The 18,389-nt window shown below is 69.9% G+C and carries 18 protein-coding genes and 2 pseudogenes; 6 read left to right on the forward strand and 14 right to left on the reverse strand.

Features of this window, described 5'->3' with window-relative positions; genetic code table 11:
* Positions 1-62: 62 nt before the first annotated feature.
* Positions 63-941, reverse strand: coding sequence for an antibiotic biosynthesis monooxygenase (locus QFZ67_RS09025; RefSeq protein WP_307660579.1), 879 nt, complete (start codon positions 939-941; stop codon positions 63-65).
* Positions 942-1,021: 80 nt separating this feature from the next.
* On the opposite strand from QFZ67_RS09025, the gene QFZ67_RS09030 reads away from it, so the two are divergent.
* A complete protein-coding gene (locus QFZ67_RS09030; protein WP_307660580.1) occupies positions 1,022-1,588 on the forward strand; it encodes a nucleoside deaminase in 567 nt (188 codons plus the stop codon).
* 83 nt (positions 1,589-1,671) lie between these two features.
* A complete protein-coding gene (locus QFZ67_RS09035; RefSeq protein WP_307660581.1) occupies positions 1,672-2,613 on the forward strand; it encodes a DUF5996 family protein in 942 nt (313 codons plus the stop codon).
* Positions 2,614-2,696: 83 nt separating this feature from the next.
* Here QFZ67_RS09035 and QFZ67_RS09040 read toward each other — a convergent pair whose 3' ends face one another.
* Positions 2,697-3,056 (reverse strand): UBP-type zinc finger domain-containing protein, encoded by a 360-nt coding sequence (locus QFZ67_RS09040; protein WP_307660582.1) that lies wholly within the window; start codon positions 3,054-3,056, stop codon positions 2,697-2,699.
* 344 nt (positions 3,057-3,400) lie between these two features.
* Between QFZ67_RS09040 and QFZ67_RS09045 the strand changes: the two genes are divergently transcribed.
* Positions 3,401-4,480 (forward strand): NAD(P)/FAD-dependent oxidoreductase, encoded by a 1,080-nt coding sequence (locus tag QFZ67_RS09045; protein ID WP_307660583.1) that lies wholly within the window; start codon positions 3,401-3,403, stop codon positions 4,478-4,480.
* 288 nt (positions 4,481-4,768) lie between these two features.
* Here the strand turns inward: QFZ67_RS09045 and QFZ67_RS09050 are convergent, their stop codons facing one another.
* Together QFZ67_RS09050 and QFZ67_RS39075 are read right to left on the reverse strand one after the other, a co-directional pair.
* On the reverse strand, positions 4,769-4,975 hold the full coding sequence (locus QFZ67_RS09050; RefSeq protein ID WP_307660584.1) for a RidA family protein: 207 nt from the start codon (positions 4,973-4,975) through the stop codon (positions 4,769-4,771).
* Positions 4,976-5,000: 25 nt separating this feature from the next.
* Positions 5,001-5,270: a hypothetical protein gene (locus QFZ67_RS39075; RefSeq protein ID WP_373429971.1), complete on the reverse strand. Its 270-nt coding sequence runs from the start codon at positions 5,268-5,270 to the stop codon at positions 5,001-5,003.
* Between QFZ67_RS39075 and QFZ67_RS09055 the strand changes: the two are divergent.
* Positions 5,172-5,573 (forward strand): annotated as a pseudogene (locus QFZ67_RS09055) (TetR/AcrR family transcriptional regulator C-terminal domain-containing protein); the annotation flags it as partial. The gene QFZ67_RS39075 and the pseudogene QFZ67_RS09055 sit on opposite strands and share 99 nt — an antisense overlap.
* A 66-nt stretch (positions 5,574-5,639) precedes the next feature.
* On the opposite strand, the gene QFZ67_RS09060 reads toward QFZ67_RS09055, so the two are convergent.
* On the reverse strand, positions 5,640-6,035 hold the full coding sequence (locus QFZ67_RS09060; protein ID WP_307660585.1) for a TetR-like C-terminal domain-containing protein: 396 nt from the start codon (positions 6,033-6,035) through the stop codon (positions 5,640-5,642).
* Positions 6,036-6,406: 371 nt separating this feature from the next.
* Here QFZ67_RS09060 and QFZ67_RS09065 point away from each other — a divergent pair, with 371 nt between their 5' ends.
* A complete protein-coding gene (locus QFZ67_RS09065; RefSeq protein WP_307660586.1) occupies positions 6,407-7,363 on the forward strand; it encodes a hypothetical protein in 957 nt (318 codons plus the stop codon).
* Between the two features lie 728 nt (positions 7,364-8,091).
* A pseudogene (locus QFZ67_RS09070) lies at positions 8,092-8,251 on the forward strand (ABC transporter); the annotation flags it as partial.
* Between the two features lie 255 nt (positions 8,252-8,506).
* On the opposite strand, the gene QFZ67_RS09075 reads toward QFZ67_RS09070, so the two are convergent.
* From QFZ67_RS09075 to QFZ67_RS09115, 9 genes are all read right to left on the reverse strand, one after another.
* Positions 8,507-9,211 carry a hypothetical protein gene (locus QFZ67_RS09075; RefSeq protein WP_307660587.1) on the reverse strand — a complete coding sequence of 235 codons (705 nt, stop codon included), beginning with the start codon at positions 9,209-9,211 and terminating at the stop codon, positions 8,507-8,509.
* Positions 9,212-9,768: 557 nt separating this feature from the next.
* The gene (locus QFZ67_RS09080) at positions 9,769-11,034 is read right to left on the reverse strand and encodes an alpha/beta fold hydrolase (RefSeq protein WP_307660588.1); all 1,266 of its coding nucleotides are present in this window, start codon (positions 11,032-11,034) and stop codon (positions 9,769-9,771) included.
* A 124-nt stretch (positions 11,035-11,158) separates the two neighbouring features.
* Positions 11,159-11,881, reverse strand: a complete 723-nt coding sequence (locus QFZ67_RS09085; protein ID WP_307660589.1) for a GntR family transcriptional regulator — start codon at positions 11,879-11,881, stop codon at positions 11,159-11,161.
* 46 nt (positions 11,882-11,927) lie between these two features.
* Positions 11,928-13,310: an aldehyde dehydrogenase gene (locus tag QFZ67_RS09090; protein WP_307660590.1), complete on the reverse strand. Its 1,383-nt coding sequence runs from the start codon at positions 13,308-13,310 to the stop codon at positions 11,928-11,930.
* Positions 13,307-14,311 carry a proline racemase family protein gene (locus tag QFZ67_RS09095; protein ID WP_307660591.1) on the reverse strand — a complete coding sequence of 335 codons (1,005 nt, stop codon included), beginning with the start codon at positions 14,309-14,311 and terminating at the stop codon, positions 13,307-13,309. The genes QFZ67_RS09090 and QFZ67_RS09095 overlap by 4 nt, the downstream gene beginning before the upstream one ends.
* A 30-nt stretch (positions 14,312-14,341) precedes the next feature.
* Complete coding sequence (locus tag QFZ67_RS09100) at positions 14,342-15,247, reverse strand: dihydrodipicolinate synthase family protein (RefSeq protein WP_307660592.1); 906 nt, start codon at positions 15,245-15,247, stop codon at positions 14,342-14,344.
* Positions 15,248-15,311: 64 nt separating this feature from the next.
* Positions 15,312-16,820 carry an NAD(P)/FAD-dependent oxidoreductase gene (locus QFZ67_RS09105; RefSeq protein WP_307660593.1) on the reverse strand — a complete coding sequence of 503 codons (1,509 nt, stop codon included), beginning with the start codon at positions 16,818-16,820 and terminating at the stop codon, positions 15,312-15,314.
* Positions 16,801-17,115, reverse strand: a complete 315-nt coding sequence (locus tag QFZ67_RS09110) for a (2Fe-2S)-binding protein (RefSeq protein ID WP_307660594.1) — start codon at positions 17,113-17,115, stop codon at positions 16,801-16,803. Before QFZ67_RS09110 ends, QFZ67_RS09105 begins: the two co-directional genes overlap by 20 nt.
* A 46-nt stretch (positions 17,116-17,161) precedes the next feature.
* Entirely contained in the window at positions 17,162-18,337 is a 1,176-nt protein-coding gene (locus QFZ67_RS09115; RefSeq protein WP_307660595.1) for an FAD-binding oxidoreductase, read from the reverse strand.
* Positions 18,338-18,389: the final 52 nt, after the last annotated feature.

Below are 18,389 nucleotides of genomic sequence, written 5' to 3' on the forward strand. Positions count from 1 at the left end.
GTGATGATCACCAGACAGCACAACGCCACGACGGCGGCGCCCGCCGCATGGGTACGGAAGGATCACGCCCGGCTGGGCAGCAGCCAGAAGGCGAGCGCCCGGTTGACCAGCGGCATCAGCAACCACGTCAGAACGCTGACACTCAGCACGTTGCTGATGAACAGGGCCAAATACCCGGGCATTCCCAGGCTGTTGAACCAGTCGCCGACCGTCAGGTTCAGGATCATCACCGTGGGATACAGGGCCAGCACCACGGACATGGCCTGTTTCCAGTTGGCCGGAATGCCTTCATCCGCCCCCTCGCCGAAGCGGAACCAGCCGCCGAACGCCGACCCGATCTTGCGCACGTCGTACGAGCGGAAGTAGCCGCGCCCTTCCTCCAGAAGCTTCTCGCGGGCCTCGGAGTCCAGCCAGCCGTCGAGGTGTTCGCGCGTGTCGAAGCGGAAGGCGACCACCCAACGGTCCTGAATGCCCTCCACCGGCTTGAACATCTCCGACCCCATAAAGCCGGGAAACCCCTCCTGCGCTTTCAGGATCTTGTCCTCCCAGCGCATGAAGTCCCGCTCCCGCCCCGGCAGCACGTCGTGCGAGATGACGGCCGTGACGACATCCTGGGCCGGCGTCCCACCGGTGAGCACCTCTTGTGTCGGAGTCCCGTCGAACAACGGGCGGCCCTCATCGAGGAGTTGTCGACGCGCACCCGAATTCAGCCACGCGGTCAGCTGCTCGACACCGGAGAAGCGGAATACGACGACCCACTCGTTCTCTTCGCCGGAGACCGGCGGGTACAACTCCGTGCCCTGGAACCCGTCGAAGCCTCGCACGACCTGGTTGGTCTTCTCCTGCCAGCGCTTGTAGTCGTCATCCCGGCCCGCCCGGACCTTCTGGGAGGTCACGACCGTAGCGCTGTCACCGAGGTCACGGCTTGCACGGGTACTCATGCAGAGTAGTCTAGATCAAAAGGGAGTTATCGAACAAATGGGAGAAATTTGCGCCGGCCAGTGAGCGGGAGGATTCTGAGATGGGACACCAGGAGTTCATGGCCGAAGCGGTTCGGCTGGCCACCGAGTCCGTCGAGAAGGGCTGGGGCGGCCCGTTCGGTGCGGTGATCACCAACGACGGCGAGATCATCGCTCGCGGGCAGAATCGCGTACTCCTCACGGCCGATCCGACCGCGCACGGCGAAGTGGAAGCCATCCGCAAGGCCGTTCAGGTGCTCAATCCCGAGGCGCCCAGCATCTCCGAGGAGCACCAGAACGAGTACACCCTGGAGTTGGTGCCTCGGCCTGAGGGCTCCCCCGACCTCGTGCCGGAGCGCGCTCGCATGCTGCAGGGGTGCGCGATCTACACCAGCGGCGCCCCCTGTCCGATGTGCATGAGCGCCATCTACTGGGCTCGGATAGGGACCGTCTACTACAGCTGCGACTGGAAGGCCACTCAGGGGATCGGTTTCGACGACGCCTTCCAGTACGAGGACTTCGCGAAGCCCCCGGACCATCGGAGCATCACTCTCGAGCAGCTCCACCCCGAGTTGGGCGCCACGTCGTACGAGGCATGGGCGAAGAAGCCGAACAATCACCCGTACTGACGCGGAGCCCCTGAACTGCTCCCTGGTCGGCATCGTCTTGGAATTGCCCGGCCGCAGGGGCGCGGGGCAGGAAGGGGAACGCGATGGAGCTGTTCCCGCCGATACCGCTCGCGGAGTGGCAGGACACCAAAGAAACACTGCACCGATTCGCGCAAGTCGTCGGCAAGATCCGCCTCGCCGCGAGTGCCCGGCGCAACCACTGGTGGAACGTTCCGTTCCATCTCACCGGACGCGGCATCACCACACGTCCGATGGGACAGGTCGACGGAAATCCGGTCTTCACTGTCGACTTCGACTTCGTCGACCATCAACTGGTCGTCGCGACCTTGGACGGCCGAGCGTCCCTCCCGCTTGAGGGCCAGTCCGTGGCGTCCTTCCACAGCAACACCCTTGACGCTCTGGCCCAAGTGGGCGTCCTCGCGCGCATCGCCATTCCCAGGCCGTACGACCTGCCCGATGCCGACCGGCCGTTCGCCGAGGACACCGAGCATGCGGCCTACGATCCTGTGCTGGCCAACCGCTACTGGCAGGTCCTCAGCCAGGTGGCGTTGGTGCTGGAGGAATTCGCAGCCGGCTTTTCGGGAAAAGCCAGCCCCGTACACCATTTCTGGCACACCTTCGACATTGCCCACAGCCGGTTCTCAGGGCGTCACATCGACCAGTCGCCGCAGGTCGATCCGGTAACGCGGGAGGCATACTCCCGAGAGCTGATCAGCTTCGGATTCTGGTTCGGTGACGATACGTTCGCCGAGCCCGCTTTCTACTCCTACACCGCCCCCGAACCTGCGGAACTGACCGGGGAGCCGCTCAAGCCCGCTGCAGCACACTGGGTTTCACGCAATGACACCCACCTGGCCGTGCTGCCCTACGACGCGGCCCGCGCCGAAAACGATCCTCGTTCCGCCGTACTCGACTTCTATGAGAGCGCGTACCAGGCCGGATCCCGACGCGCCGGCTGGGACATCGCCGCTTTCGCCTCTCCGGACGGGATCACAGATCCACAACTGCCGGTCCCGCGTCGCTGATTCCGAACGAGCGGATTCCCCACGAGCGGATTCCGAACAAGCGACGGCAGGCCGAGTGAACCTCAACAGCAACAACAGCAACGTCAGTGCACGTGCTGCTGCCAGTCCGCGGGCACCTTGCCCCGCGGGCCCGGGGTCGGCTGGGAGACCGGGTGCGAGACGGGTGGGAGCAGCTGCGGGCCGTCGTAGTACTGCTCGGTCTCGATGTTCCAGAACCAGCTCTCTTCCGGCTCGAAGCTGGTCAGGAAGGGATGTCCCGCCTCGCGCGCATGCTTCGTACCGTGCTGCGAGGGTGAGGAATCGCAGCATCCGATGTGCCCGCACGCGGCGCAGCGCCGCAGGTGCAACCACCATCCCGGACCGTCGCCCGCCAGGCACTCCACGCAGCCGTCTCCGCTCGGAGTCGCAGTTGGATCTATACCTGGGATCTGGTCATGTGCCATTTGGTATGCCTCTCTGAGTGAGGCTTGGCAGGTGTCTTTGGGGACCCGTTCGGCGTGCTGAGGTCGGTGACCTGCCCTTCTTGCATCGTAACCGGCGTCAGCACGGAGCGCGTCCACTCGGCATACGGCGACGATCGGAACTGCCCGGGCCCCGAACAGCGACGGGCCCAGACATCCGGTCGTCGGACCGTAAGGCGCCCTGTGCGGGGCAGACCGGTCGGCGGGGCTGTCACTGTCCCGGTGAGCGCCGCCTGACCCGCAGTGGCGCCGGCTGACGCCACCCCATACTTGCCGAAACAGCAAGGGACATTGCCATCCCGTTGTGCGAGCCGCAGGGTGGCGGCATGACTGAGACGAACAAGCGAAACCTCGCTGATCTCGATGTTGTCGTGGTCGGGGGTGGTGTGGCTGGTCTGTCGGCTGCGCTGACTCTGACTCGGGCCCGGCGTTCGGTGCTGGTGGTCGACTCCGGGGAGCCGCGCAACGCTCCCGCTGCCGGGGTTCACGGGTTCCTGTCCCGCGACGGCCTCGCGCCGGGCGAGCTGTTGCGGGCGGGCAAGGACGAGGTCACTGGTTATGGCGGGCGGATCGTGGCGGACCTGGTGACCAGCGCCCGTCGCACCGGCGAGCGCTTCGTCGTGGACACCGAGGGCGGCGAGAGCCATGGAGCGCGGCGTCTGCTGGTGACCACGGGGCTGGTCGACGAGCTTCCCGACGTTCCTGGCGTGCGTGAGCGGTGGGGCCGTGACGTGCTGCACTGCCCGTACTGCCATGGCTGGGAGGTGCGCGACGCGCCGATCGGTGTGCTGGCGACCGGTCCGGGGGCGGTGCACCAGGCGCTGTTGTTCCGGCAGTGGTCGCCGGATGTGACCGTGTTCCTGCACACTGCGGGCGAACTGACCGAGGAACAGTGGGAGCAGCTGGCCGCCCGCGGTATCGCCGTGATTGACGGCGAGGTGGTCGGTCTCGATGTCGACGACGACCGCCTCTGCGGTGTACGGCTGGCTTCGGGTACGTGTGTGCCGGTGCGGGCTCTGGCTGTGGGGCCGCGGTTCGAGGCGCGCGGTGAGATGCTTTCGGGGCTTGGCCTGACGACCGTGGAACACCCCTTGGGCGTGGGCAGTTATGTGGAGTCCGACGCGAGCGGGTTCACCGGGGTCGCGGGCGTGTGGGTGGCGGGCAATGTCACCGACCTCATGGCCGGCGTCGCGGTGGCCGCGGCGTCCGGAGTGCAGGCCGCGGTGGCGATCAACGCCGACCTCGTGGCCGCCGATACCGCGGCGGCGTTGTCCCACCACTCGGCAGCGCAGGCCCAGCAGGCATTCAGCCCGGCCGCGGAGGCCGCCAACTGTGAGCGGGTCCTCGGCGAACGCCGCCACGGAATCGGGACCGTGATCAGTCCCGGGCACCGCTCGCACGACTGACCCGTCTCGCGGCTGTCCGCGTGTTCATGCCCCGCGGCGAGTCGTCCGTAGAGCCCGGCGACTTCGGTTCGGGCCACCGAAGTGGTGGACGGGCCTTCAAGGACGAGCCGCGAAAACAAGAGCCCCGAAAGGAATGCAACATGCCTCACTCCAGTCTCGATTCAGGACGCGGCGCCGGGCATGACACGGTCAGGCCGTGGCGGTTGCTGTCCCGAGGTGGACCTGGACGATCTGCGAAAGCGGCTGCTGAACACACAGTGGCCCGAGTCGGCGACCGTCCCGGGCTGGTCACAAGGGGTTCCACTGGAGTACCTGCGGGAGTTCCGCTGCCAGCACGGTGTCGAGGTTGCGGACGATCTGTGCCGCCTGCGCGCCATGGTCGTCCGGTCCTACGGGTCGCCCGTCTCCATCCCACGCTACTTGCCCGGACAGATGCACGAGCCGGGTGTCCTCGACGCTGACGATCTGGCTGATCCGGTCGGACGGGCAGTTCACGGACGGGGGTTGAGGCGGGTCACGGTCATGAGGCGTCGCCTCCCGCGGGTGCGCCTGCCCATGCGGCCAGTGCGGCGGTCCGCTCTGAACTGCGGACGTCGGCATCGGTGGCGCGTGTGGCCCAGGCGATGTGCCCGTCGGGGCGGACGAGCACTTCGGTCACGCCGTGCAGGTCCGCGTGTTCGTCGTGATTCGTGCCGGCCTGGCCAGAGCGATGCGTACAGCGCTGCTCGCCCACCGCGACGGCGCCCGCGTCTTCGCCGGCACGCACTCGACCGGGGCGCACACCCTGCACTTAGCCGACACCGTGATCGGCGTCCTGCGTGAGGCCGGCTTCGACGATGCGGACGCGGCGCGCGCCCTGATGGCGGTGGCCAATTTCACCGTCGGCCACACCCTGGAAGAGCAAGCCGCTCTGGAACCGGGTGCAGAGGCCCCCGCAGACCCGGGTCGCCTGGTTGACGCCGTGGCGGCCGGGTCGTACCCGCACCTCACGACCACCCTGCCCGTGCTCACCAGCACGGACTTCACCGCCCACTTCGAGTTCGGCCTGCGCCTGCTCATCGAGGGGCTGCGCGCCCTGCGACAGCAGCGCTGACGGCCACCGTTCACGATCCGCATCCAGAGCGTGTGAAGTTCGGGGTTCGGGCGCCGACGGGTGTCGTCAGCGCATGCGGCGGAGGAAAGCGTCGACAAGTCGGTTGGTGAAGTCCTGGCCGAGCGGCTCGTCCGTTACCAGCACACGGTAGTAGAGGGGGCCGACGAGTTGGTCGGCCTCGGCCGCCATGTCGAGGTCGGCGGGCAACTGGCCCCGCCGCGCGGCGCGTTTCAGAGGCAGGCGGTCGCGGCGACGCTGCTCGTCGAGGTACCTGGCCCGGAAGTCCGCGGCGAACACCGGATCGTGCTGCGCCTGTGCGATCAGGGCCTCGAAGACGGCTCCGGAGTCGGACTCGCTGAGGAAATGAGCCAGTTGACGCAGATAGGCACGTAGATCGAGGGTGATGTCGCCGTGATCGGGCGGGATCAGCTCCTCGGCCATGTCCTGCAGGAAAGCGTCCACGAGGACGTCGGTCTTGGAGTTCCACCAGCGGTAGATGGTCTGCTTGGCGACACCGCTCTCGCCGCGATGCCCTCACCACTTCTGGATGGCCGACACCTCACCCGGCCGCCTGGGATGGCTGCTGGGCCTGCGGGATTCGTCGTGGGCAGGTACGAGACCCACGTGGGGTCGGGGGTGGTGCGGGGGTCGCCCACGGACCCCGGCGCCGGGGCGTCCGGCCGATCGGCTTCACGGCGTCCGACGCCGGCGGCACGGCTTCCGATGCCGACGGCACGCGGGCCGGGACCGGCGTCCGGTTCCACGGCGTCGGCTCGCTCGCCGGGGCCGGCACGCAGAGCGAGGCCACCGACATCAACGACCGTGGCGTCGTCGTGGGCGCCAGTGCGGTCCCGGGCACCCAGGCGACCCACGCCTTCGTCATGAACCCCGGCGTCGACGGCGGCCGGCTCACCGACATCACGCCGTCGGAGGCGCGCAGCACGCGGGCCGAGGCGGTCAACCGGTTTGGTGTGGTGGCCGGCACACTCGGGTCCGTACCGGGTGCCGGGCTGCCGGAGCCCTTCGTCTGGCGGCCACGCACCGGGCTGGAGGTCCTTCCGCTGCCGCCCGGCGCCGCCGGTGGCCAGGCCGCGGACATCAACGACGCGGGCACGGTGCTCGTCGTCGGCACGGACTCCACGGGCGTGGGCCTCCCGGTGGGCTCGTACCTGTGGGACCCGGCCGCGCGTACGTACACCGCGCTCCCGACGACCGGTCCGTCAGGCACCGGACCCGTGCCGATCGCGCGCACGCTCAACGAGCGCGGCGGGGTGGCCGGGGGACTGGTGTCCCCGGTCAGCGAGCAGGCCTGGCAACACACGGCGACGGTGTGGGAGCCCGGCACCCTCGTCCCGCACACGCTCTCCTCCGGCGGTACCACCGACGCGTTCGCCACCGACCGCAACGAGAAAGGGATGATCGTCGGCTGGCGGACGAACGCGCCCGGCGCGGCGCCCACCGCCGTCTACTGGCCGAGCGCGGACGCGCTTCCCGTCGAGCTTCCCGGTCGGGTGGCGTTCGAGGTCAACGACCGCAACCAGATCGTCGGCATCCGCGCCTTCCCCACTTCGTCCGCGTTCCCGTTCACCGCGGTGATGTGGGAGCCGGGCCGCGGAAGCCGGCTGCGTACGACCGACCTCGGCGACGAGAGCCTGGGCTCGTACGTCAACGCCGTCAACTCCTCGGGCCGGTCCACCAGTTACGTCGTGGCGGCAGGCGAGCAGACCCCGTACAACGCCGGCGGCTGGTGGAACCCGCCCCGGCGGGGCGGCTGTCCCGGGTCCTGCTGACGTGAAGAAGTGACGCTCCCCCTCCGGGCGGTGCCCTCGCGGCACCGCCCGAAGGCGTTCACCGCTCCGGTGCTCCACCGGCCCCGCCCTCGCGGGCCGGTGGCGGTACGACGGCGGAGTTCCACACCCTCCCGAGAACAGGCCTTGTGGTGCTCAGCGTTGTCGTCCTCCTCAGCCCTGGAGCAGGGCCCGTCCGGGCGTTTGCGGTGCGGTACCGCCATCCCGTAGTTGAGAGACGAAGAACCTGCTGGGCGCTCCACACATGTGGCTGAGCATGACCGCTTGGCACCACGAAACTCTCGGGGATTCTGCGTAACCGGCTTAGCCAACAGATCGCCTGACCAGCGACACAACACGCCTGACACCCCATCAGAACGAGCGTCAAATGAGCGTCACGAGCGTCGTTTCAGCGTCAAGATATCGCCTGTAACGCCCACACCGCACATAGTGCGCACGCACAAAACCCCAGGTCAGGACCCCTTCGCGACCGACTCCAGAATCGCCACGCACTCCACATGATGCGTCATAAGAAAGACGTGCAACGAAAACATGTGGAAGGAAGCAGCAGGTCAGCGACCTGCTGCACACACCTCGTGCCGATTGCAGATGTGCATTGCGTGCGGCGTGGGCGCTAGGTGCAGCCTCGCGCCGCTCCCCCGGGCAGCCGCGGGACACCCAGGACCCTCATCGATCGGGGGACCATGGCCCTCGGCACAGACCGCATCCACGGCGGCCAGGTCATCTGCGCCACCCACTCCCCGCTGCTGACCGCGCTGCTCCGGCGCGGACATCGTCGAGGTCGGCGAACATGGCATGCGCCGGGTGGCCTGGCGCGATCTCGCCCTGGTCGACCACTGGCGCCGCTGTCTCGACGACCCGCAGTCCTTCACCACGGCGCGTCCTCGACTGAGAGGGACGAAGCCTTCAGAGGGCATGAAGCTCGGAACTCGTGGACAACCCGCCCCAGCTCGGGTTCGGGTGCATGAGCCGGGGCCGCTGCGGGAGAAGTGGTGGTGCTCGCCTGGGTGGGCAGTAGGCAGGCGCGGTGGACAGGAAACGGCTGGCAGACGAAACCGACGGTTTCCCGGGCGCGCTCTTGAACGCCCGGAGACCGGAACCGGGATCGGCTCCCGACCACATGGCCTAGAACATGCGGAGCCGCACCACATCGCCCGCTCTACCGCCCGCGAGAACGTCGATACGGACGCCGCCGTCCGGGTCCGTGAAGGTCTGGCCCGGTGCGTACGCCGCCAGGTCGAGTCCGGTGCAGCCGGTGCGCGGCGTCGCGGACCGGCTGCCGTTCATAAGCCGGACCGGCCCCTCGCCGGTCGGGGTCGCGGAGTCGACCTTGTAGATGAGGACACCGGCTGAGCACGCGTGCCGGTCGTTGCCCTCGGCCCGGCGGGACTCCGCGACGTACGCCATCGTCTCGCTGATGCGCAGTACGGCGATCTTGGTACCGCCGGGCCGTTCCACGGGGGTCAGCCGTACGGTGCGCCGTCCGGGGGCGGCCAGGCAGGCGACCTGAGCGTCGCGGGTCCAGGCCAGCTTCCAGGAGTGCCAGCCCAGGTACTGGGGAGCGTGGCCGGCGATGTTGCCCATGACGTCCCAGCCGGCGACGTACTGATGGGTGGCGCCGGTGAAGGAGTACAGGTCCGGGAGGCCGAAGGTGTGGCCGGTCTCGTGGGCGACGACCTTGTGGCCCCAGCGCCAGAGGTCCTGTCCGAAGGTCACGGCCCACTTCAGACGGGTGCCGTCGGCGGTCACGCCGGACGAGGCGGGGTCGTGGAGGTAGGTCGGGGAGAAGGAGATCGCTGACGCCGCCCTGGTGGGGACGGTGTAGACCATGTCGTAGCGGGGAGAAGTCCGCGTACGGGTCGGCGGCCGCGATCGCGTCGCGTACGTACCTCTCGTGGGCCTCGAAGGTGAGGCCGCGTTCGAAGCCGTACGAGTCCGAATCCGCCGGCATGCGGATCCAGCGGTGCAGTGAGGTGATGGCGAGTCGGGAGCGGCCGTAGCTGGCTGTGCGCATCCAGTCGGCGGCCGGGGCGAGCTGAGCGGCGTACGCGTCCGTGGAGTCGGTGGCCTGGGCGTCGGGGAAGTCGACGAACAGCGTCAGGACGCGCCGGGTTCCGGTGGCGGGCTGGAACTGGACGCGGTCGGTGTCGTGTCCTTCGTCGGTCCAGCCGGTCCTTCCGGGGAGCGCGCAATCGGAGGCGGGAGCGGCTGACTGGGGCGCAGGGGATGGGGCGGCCGCGTTCGCCGTGGCGGGGGCGGTGAGGCACGAGGCGAGGGCGAGAGCCACGGTGACGGAACGCAGACAGGTCGGCAGGACAGACATGGGACTCCTGTCGGAGGCGGGCGATGACTGACAGGGCAAAAGCGGCGAAGCGAGGATGGGCGGGTTAGGCGCGGCCCGCGGCCAGGTCCATCAGGCGGGCGAGTACGCGGCCGCCGGAGGCGGTGACGCCGTCGTGCTCCCACTCGTTGGTGACCCAGGCACGGGTGGCGCCGACTTCGCGCGCCGTGCGCAGGGAGAGGTCCGCGTCGACGTACATGTCGTCGTGGTAGACGACCGCGGCGAGGGGGACGTGGTTGGCGGCCAGGCCGTGGGGATCGTAGAGCGCGGGCCAGTCGGTGCGCTGGGCCAGGAGGTCCGCGGCGTCCGCGAAGGGGCGCAGGCCCTTGATCTCCTGAAACATCCAGGGGTAGATCATTTCGCCAGTGAGGAGGAGAGGGTCCGCGTCCTCGGCAAACTCGGGGAAGCCGGCGAGCGAGCGGGACGCCGCCCAGGCGCTCGGGGCGGCTCCTTGCCCGTACAGGGTCTCCTGCATGACCGCGAACAGCGGGTTGTCGGTGAAGCAGGTCAGGGCTTCGACCTGGTGGAGGAAGGTGTCCGTCAACTCGCCGTCCATGTCCAGGGATTCGTCGAGCAGCCAGTGGATCCGTTCGAAGCCTTCACCCATGCCGAGGGCGAGGCCGAGGGTGCGCAGGCGGCGGGTGGTGAGGCGGTCTCCGCCGGGCAGTCGGATGTCGTCGGCCGCGAGGAGATCGGCGATCTTGCGGAGGCGTGAGGCGTCGTCCGGGTAGCGCGCGTAGAAGTCGAGGACGCGCTCCCGCACCCGGGGGTACGTGCGGGCGTACACGTCGTCGGCGGTCGCGGTGAGACCGGGGAGGCCGCCGGTGACGTAGCAGGCCCGCAGACCTTCTGGGGCCTGGGAGAGGTAGGTGAGGGTGATGAAGCCGCCGTAGCTCTGGCCGAGCGTCTCCCAGGGCGCGTCGCCGCACAGTTGGCGGCGTATCAGTTCCGCGTCGGCCACGATGGCGTCGGCGCGGAAGCAGGCCAGATGCGCGGCCAGTCGGGCCGGGGAGTCGAACCGGGAGGCCGTGCGGGCGGTGATCGGGGTGGAGCGGCCGGTGCCGCGCTGGTCGAGAAGCAACACCCGGTGGGTCTTCAGCGCCTGAGGCAGCCACCCCGGCGAACCTGCCGAAGGGCGTGGTGCCTTGCCGCCGGGACCGCCCTGCAGATAGAGCAGGCAAGGCAGTTGTTCACCGGTGCGGGCCGGGTCGACGACCTCGCGCGCGAACACCTGGATGGTCGGGCCGGTCGGAAGGGAGTGGTCCAGCGGGACGGTGAAGAAGTGATCGGTGGTGGCGTACGCCGGGTTCATGGGTCCCTTTCACAGCACGCAAGCGCCGAGTGGTGTGTGACATTGCATAGGGAGCGTGCATCACCGACCCCGCTCCGAGGAGCTCTCACTCGGGCATAGCACCGCGTTATGGGGCCCGTGCGCCTCAAGCCGAGCGCTTTCCGGCGCCGCGCACCGATCGCTTGGTTCCGGCCGAGGAAGAGCCGCCGCTGCCGGCCCACAGCGAGCGGACATGCCCCAGGTGCCTGGCCATGCACTTCTCGGCCCTCTTGGCCTCGCCCGCGAGCATCAGGTCGAGGAGCTCCAGGTGCTCCTCGGCAGAGGGGATCAGCTCGCCACGCTTGTCCAGGGCGGTGAGCCCGTACAGTCGGGAGCGCTTGCGCAGGTCGCCGACGGTCTCGACGAGGCGCTCATTGCCTGAGAGCGCGAGGAGCGACAGATGGAACTGCCGGTCGGCCTCCAGGTAACCGATCAGGTCGTGGTCACGGGCTGCCCGGACGATCTCCTCGGCGACCGGGCGCAGCGCCTCCAGTTCCTCGCGCGCGGCGCTGCGGGTGACCCGGCCGACCGTGGGGATCTCGATCAGGGCGCGGATCTCCGTGTACTGGTCGAGGTCGCGCTCGCTGACCTCGGTGACCCTGAAGCCCTTGTTCCGGACGGGCTCGACCAGGCCCTCACGGGCCAGGTCGAGCATCGCCTCGCGCACGGGGGTGGCGGAGATGCCGAAGTCCTCGGCGAGCGTGGGCGCCGAATACACCATGCCCGGCCGCAGCTCACCGGAGATCAAAGCCGCTCGCAGGGCGTTGCTCACCTGGTCGCGCAGCCGCTCCCGGGTGGCGTTGAGATCGTGGTGCTTCAGGTGCCCCATGCGGTGGTGATCCCTTCGATCTGGTCCGGACCACAACCGTACAATGTCACGTTGCCCCAGCGGCCGACAGGGTGTAGGTCCGGCTTGAGGTGTAGAACTCCAGCGCCGCCCGGCCCTGTTCGCGCGGCCCGTGGCTGGATGCCTTGGCACCGCCGAACGGCAAGTGGAAGTCGACGCCGGTGGACGGTGCGTTGATCCTGATCATTCCGGTGTCAAGCCGGTCGAGTCCGCACAGCGCCGTGTTCAGATCGGCGGTGTGGACGGAGGTGACCAGGCCGTACGGCACGGAGTTGGTGATCCGCACCGCGTGGGCCAGATCGTCGGCGGGCAGCAGGGCCGCGATGGGGCCGAAGACCTCTTCGCGCAGCAGCCGGTGACCCACCGGGACCTTCTCGACCAAGGTCGGGGCCGCGTACCAGCCGGGCTTGTCGGACACGGTGCCGCCGGCCAGCGCGCAAAGGCCGTGCCAGGCGTCGCCGACCTGGCCTCGGGCGTGCTCGTTGATGAGCGGCCCGCACACGGTCGCCGCGTCGGCCGGGTCGCCCACCGGCACGGCCCGCAGCGCTTCGGCGAGTGCTTCGCGCAGGGGCTCAAGAGCCGCGCCGACCGCGATGACGCGGCTGGTGGCGGTGCACTTCTGGCCCGCGTACCCGGCGATGGACGCGGCGAGGTGGGTGGCAGCCTGCTCGATGTCGGCGTCCGGGAGGACGATAGCCGCGTTCAGGCCGCCCATCTCGGCTTGGACCGGAACGCCACGGGCCGTGGCGGCGCGGGCGACGGCCTGGCCGACGGCGGTCGAGCCGGTGAAGGAGACCACGTCGGCGGCGGAGACGAGCGCGTTGCCCTCCGTCGCCCCGCCCGGCAGGACGGTGAACACCCCGGCGGGCACGGCCTGTTGGATGATCTCGGCCAGGCGCTGCGCACAGGCGGTGGCCTCGGGTGCGGACTTGAGGACGACCGCGTTGCCCGCCGCGAGCGCCGGGGCGGACTTCCAACTCGGAATGGCGAAGGGGAAGTTCCAGGGCGTGATCAGCCCGGCCACGCCGTACGGGCGGCGGCGGGAGAGCAGCAGTCCGGGGCCCGCGGCGGTCTCGTGGACCGCGCCGACGGGCTCGTACGGAGCCTGGGCGTAGTAGCGCCAGATCGCGGCGGTGCGCGCGACTTCGGCCCGGGCCTCGGTGAGGGGCTTGCCCACCTCGCGGACGGCGAGTGCGGCGAGCTCGGCGCTTGCGGCATCGATGGCATCGGCGACCGCGCCGAGGGCGGCCGAGCGGGCGGCCGCCCCGCCGAGCAGCCAGCCCGGCTGAGCGGCGCGGGCCCGCTCCATGGTCTCGACCGCCGCGAAGGCGCCGGGCGCCGGAATCTGAAGGAGTACGTCGGACGGGTCGGCCGGATTGCGTGAGGTGATGAGGGATGCGGTGGCGGTCACAGGAGGAAACCTCCGGGGAAGGGGTCGTCCGGGTCGAGGAAGTACTGGGCGGTGCCGGTGATCCAGGCGCGGCCGGTGACGGTCGGCACGACGGCGGGCACCGTGCCGACGGTGGTCTTCTCGATCAGGCGGCCGGTGAAGCGGGTTCCGATGAAGGACTCGTTGACGAAGTCGCGGCCCAGTGGCAGCTGCCTGCGCGCGTACAGCTGGGCCATCCGGGCCGAGGTGCCCGTGCCGCACGGGGAGCGGTCGAACCAGCCGGGATGGATGGCCATCGCGTGCCGGGAATGGCGGGCGTCGGAGCCGGGAGCTGCCAGGTACACGTGCTTGACTCCGGCGATCTCCGGGCGCTCGGGGTGCATGGGCCGCTGCGGCGAGGCGTTGATCGCGTCCATGATGGCGAGCCCGGCGGCCAGCAGGTCGTCCTTGCGTGCACGGTCGAACGGCAGCCCCAGCGCGTCGAGTTCGACGAAGGCGTAGAAGTTCCCGCCGAACGCGAGGTCGTAGGTGACCGTGCCGTAGCCGGGCACGGAAATCTTGCTGTCCAGAGCGGCACAGAAGGCCGGCACATTGGTGAGCGTGACCGCCCTTGCCGCCCCGTCCGTCACCTGGACCTCGGCGGTCACGAGCCCCGCCGGGGTGTCGAGCCGGACTGTGGTGACCGGTTCGGTCACCGGCACCATGCCCGTCTCGACCAGGACGGTGGCGACCCCGATCGTGCCGTGTCCGCACATCGGGAGCAGCCCGGAGACCTCGATGTAGAGGACGCCGTAGTCGGCGTCGGGGCGGGTGGGCGGCTGGAGGATGGCGCCGCTCATGGCGGCGTGGCCACGCGGCTCGTACATCAGGAGCGTCCGGAGATGATCCATGTGCTCGATGAAGTGGAGCCGCCGCTCGGCCATGGTGGCGCCGGGGATCGTACCGACGCCGCCAGTGATGACGCGCGTGGGCATCCCCTCGGTGTGTGAGTCGACTGCGTGGAAGACATGGCGCGTACGCACGGGCTTCCTTTCGGTTAGCGGGCGGAGTGGTCAGCGGTGGCCGTCGGCGGCAGCCTTCTCGGTGGCGGCCCGCACTCCCGCCTCGGTCTCCCCGGTGAGGGGGAAACGCGGCGGGCGGGTGGGCCCGCCGGGCCGCCCGACGATCTCCATGGACAGCTTGATGGACTGAACGAACTCCGTCTTGGAGTCCCAGCGCAGCAAGGAGTGCAGGGACTTGTAGAGCGGGAGGGCCGTGGCCAGGTCACCTGCGACGGCGGCGTGGTACAGCGTGGAGCAGCTGGCGGGGAAGGCGTTGGGGTATCCGGCGATCCATCCGACGGCACCGGCGACGGCGAGCTCGAGCAGGACGTCGTCGGCGCCGATCAGCAGATCCAGTTCCGGAGCGAGTTCGGCCATCTCGTACGCCCTGCGGACGTCACCGGTGAACTCCTTCACGGCGACGATACTGCCATCCTGGTGCAGCCGGGCCAGCATGCCGGGGGTGAGATCGACCTTCGTGTCGATGGGGTTGTTGTACGCGACGACCGGCACCCCGGCCCGGGCGACCTCGGCGTAGTGGGCGCACACGGCCGACTCGTCGGCCCGGTAGGCGTTCGGGGGCAGCAGGAGCACCGAGCCACAGCCTTCCTCGGCCGCCTGCTCCGCCCAGCGCCGGGCTTCGGCGCTGCCGTAAGCGGAGACTCCGGGCATGACCCGTGCGCCGCCCGCCACTTCGACCGCGGTGCGCACGACGCGGGCCCGCTCCTCGTCGGTGAGGGTCTGGTACTCGCCGAGCGAGCCGTTGGGCACGACGCCGTCGCAGCCGTTGTCGAGCAGCCAGCGGACGTGGTCGGCGTAGGCGTCGTAGTCGACGGACAGGTCGGCCCGCAGGGGAAGGGCAGTTGCGACCATGATGCCGCGCCAGGGGTGGTTGCTGTTCCAGGTGGTGGCGGTCATGCCAGAACCTCTCTATGGAATGTGACATATCACTAGGGGTGGGTGCCCACGAGGGGTGTCTCGGTCAGCCGTCGGCGGGTGGGAGGGCGCCGGGCTCGGATTGGGTTTCCGTCTCGGCGGCCCGGCCCTCGTGCTGATGCACGACCGGGCTGTCGAGGGCCGCGAGCGCCGCGAGGGGAAGGGGGACAGCGAAGGGACGGCGTTCGGCCGGGAGGTCGGCAGCTCCGTCTCGGGCCGCGAGGCAGGCCACGGCCGGACCGCACATGCGCCCCTGGCACCAGCCCATGCCAGCCCTGGTGAACAGCTTGACGGTGCGTGCATCACGCGCTCCCAGGTCCTCGACCGACTCACGGATCGTCCCGGCGGTGACCTCCTCGCAGCGGCATACGTCGGTGTCGTCCGTGAGCCAGCACGGCCAGCCAGAACCGGGCGCGTGGGTGGCGGCCATCACATCGGCGAAGGAGCGCATCCGGTCCCGGCGGCGCTGGAGCTCCCGCACCCGGCCGCCATGGGCAGGGCGTCCCAGCAACCGGGCGGCAGCGGCGACTCCCGCCAGCTCCCCTTCCGCACCCGCGAGTTGAGCCCCTCCCACTCCCCCGGTCTCGCCTGCCGCCCACAGACCGCGCACCGTGGTCTCCTGAAGGCCGTCCAGAGCCAGGGCGCTGGTGCCGTCGGGCAGTGGGCGGGTGGCGCAGCCGAGCGCTGTGGCCAGTTCGATCTGGGGGACCAGGCCGTGCCCGACGACCAGCGCGTCGCACTCGATCCGGCGTCCCGACCCCTGTACGGGACGCCAGTCACGATCGAGGCGAGTGACGGTGACCGCCTCCACCCGGTCGGTGCCATGCACCTCGGTGACCGCGCTGCGCGGCCGGACCCGCACCCGGTGCCACAGCAACGCGGTGCCGTGGACCAGCGCCTCGACGGCCTTCTGCGGATTGGTGACGAGCGCCCGGGGATGCCTGGCGTACTGCAGATATCCGGACGCCTCGACGACGACCGGCACCCTAGCGCCCGCCGCGGCCAGCGAGGAGGCGACCGCGAGCAGCAAGGGGCCGCTTCCCGCCACGACGATCCGCCGGCCGGGCAGCACCAGGCCGGACTTGAGCATGGCCTGCGCTCCCCCGGCGCCGACGACACCGGGCAATGTCCAGCCCGGGAAGGGGAGTTGACGCTCGTACGCGCCGGTTGCCAGCAGGACCGCTCGGGCCTGCACGCGTACGGGACGCTCGCCGTCGCCGTCGGCCCCGGTGACGGCGTGCACCGCCCAGACGTCGCCCCCTTCCTCATCCTTCATCACGCTCCACACGTGATGTCCGGGAAGGTGCCTTACATCGCTCTCCGCAAGCCGTCGGCGCAGATCGGCGTAGGCGGACCAGTCGTGGTGCAGAGCCTCGGGCCGGACAGCGCCCACCACCGGCGCAGGATGCCGGTAGAACTGCCCGCCCGTCTGGGCGGAGGCATCCAGCAAAGCTACGGAGAGGCCGAGTTCACTGGCCGTGACGGCACCGGCGAGGCCGGCGGAGCCGGCTCCGACGACCGCCAGGTCGTACAGCTCAGACTCTGAGGCGGTCATGACCGTGTCCCTCCTGTGTGGTGATCACGTCCCCGGGACGCGCGGGCACCAGGCAGGCCCTGCGATTGGGCTGCGCGTTGATGGTGGCCAGGCAGTCGAAGCACTGGCCGATGCCGCAGAACACGCCTCGCGGGCGGCCTTCACCTCGTGTGGTACGCCAGGCCAGAATGCCGGCGCCCCACAGTGCGGCGGCAACAGACTGCCCGGGCCGGGCGGTGATGCGACGGCCGTCGAAGGTGATCTCGAATGGTGGATCCGGCTGCGCCCCGACCAGTTCGGCGGGTGTACGGGCCACTGCGGGCCTCCTTTCTCGACGGGCGCGGATGAACGGTCGGACGGATTCAGACATCGGCAAGCGGACTCGGCGCGGCCGGAGTGAACCGCTCGGGCCTGAAGGGGCTGATGTCAAGGGGTGGTTCCCCATCGGTCAGGCACCCGGCGACGATCAGACCCGTCGCCGGCGCGAGTCCGATTCCCGCCCCCTCATGGCCGCACGCGTGCAGCAGGCCGGGGACGCGCGGGTCGGGGCCGATCGCGGGCAGGTGATCCGGGAGATACGGGCGGAAGCCGGCGTATGTACGCATCGCCCGCACCTCGGCCAGTACCGGGAAGAGCGCCGTGGCCCCGGCCGCCAGGCGCCGCAAGGCTTCCACCGACAGCGTCCGGTCGAAGCCGACCCGCTCACGGCTGGCGCCGATCAGGACCGGTCCTGCCGCAGTGCCCTCGACCACCGCCGAGGTCTGCAGCGCGGCGGACCCGCTCGCCACGTCCGCCACATAGTCGGCCGCGTACACCTTGTGGCGCACGACGCGCGGCAGCGGCTCGGTGACGAGGACGAATCCCCGACGGGGCCGCACGGGAAGGTCCATGCCCGCGAGGCGGGCGAAGTCGCCGCCCCAGGTCCCGGCGGCGTTCACCACGTACGGGGCGTGGAGCTCCCCCCTGGGCGTACGCACTCCGCGCACCTCGCGGCCGGCACCGAGAAGGAGTCCGGTGACCTCCTCCCCCGGTCTCAGACGCACCCGGTCGCCACAGGCGCGCAACAGGTGCGCGGCGGCGAGTGCGGGCATGACCTGGGCGTCTGTGGGGTAGTGGAAGCCGCCCGTCAGACCGGGGGCAAGGTGCGGCTCCAGGTCGTGGAGTCCGCCACCGGAGAACTCCTCGGCGGTGACGCCCGCCTTCCGCTGCCGCGCCGCGAACTGCCTCAGTGCCGCCATCCCGGCCTCGTCCGAGGCGACGACGAGACCGCCTTTGGGTTCATACTCGACCTGCGGCGGCAGCAACCCGGCCAGTTCGGTCCACAACCGCGCGGACAGCAAGGCGAGTTCCAGCTCAGGGCCCGGCCCTTTGTCGGAGACGAGGAGGTTGCCCTCGCCGGCCCCTGTGGTGCCGCCCGCGACGGAACCGCGGTCGATCACGGTGACCCGGAGACCGGCGACGGCGGCGTAGTAGGCGCAGGCCGCGCCGACCGCACCGGCGCCGACGACGATGACGTCCGAAGAGTTTCTCGTGAGCACGGCAGTAATATTTCACATTGCACTCCCGCTCGCCAGACCACAACGCCGAGCT

Origin of the sequence: Streptomyces sp. V1I1 (assembly GCF_030817355.1) — a bacterium.
In the GTDB taxonomy this organism is placed as follows: domain Bacteria; phylum Actinomycetota; class Actinomycetes; order Streptomycetales; family Streptomycetaceae; genus Streptomyces.

Bases quoted from the DNA above. Each gene is read 5' to 3' on its own strand.
- QFZ67_RS09025 (WP_307660579.1), bottom strand. From the start codon at position 941: ATGAGTACCCGTGCAAGCCGTGACCTCGGTGACAGCGCTACGGTCGTG.
- QFZ67_RS09030 (WP_307660580.1), top strand. From the start codon at position 1,022: ATGGGACACCAGGAGTTCATGGCCGAAGCGGTTCGGCTGGCCACCGAG.
- QFZ67_RS09035 (WP_307660581.1), top strand. From the start codon at position 1,672: ATGGAGCTGTTCCCGCCGATACCGCTCGCGGAGTGGCAGGACACCAAA.
- QFZ67_RS09040 (WP_307660582.1), bottom strand. From the start codon at position 3,056: ATGGCACATGACCAGATCCCAGGTATAGATCCAACTGCGACTCCGAGC.
- QFZ67_RS09045 (WP_307660583.1), top strand. From the start codon at position 3,401: ATGACTGAGACGAACAAGCGAAACCTCGCTGATCTCGATGTTGTCGTG.
- QFZ67_RS09075 (WP_307660587.1), bottom strand. From the start codon at position 9,211: ATGGTCTACACCGTCCCCACCAGGGCGGCGTCAGCGATCTCCTTCTCC.
- QFZ67_RS09080 (WP_307660588.1), bottom strand. From the start codon at position 11,034: ATGAACCCGGCGTACGCCACCACCGATCACTTCTTCACCGTCCCGCTG.
- QFZ67_RS09085 (WP_307660589.1), bottom strand. From the start codon at position 11,881: ATGGGGCACCTGAAGCACCACGATCTCAACGCCACCCGGGAGCGGCTG.
- QFZ67_RS09100 (WP_307660592.1), bottom strand. From the start codon at position 15,247: ATGACCGCCACCACCTGGAACAGCAACCACCCCTGGCGCGGCATCATG.
- QFZ67_RS09105 (WP_307660593.1), bottom strand. From the start codon at position 16,820: ATGACCGCCTCAGAGTCTGAGCTGTACGACCTGGCGGTCGTCGGAGCC.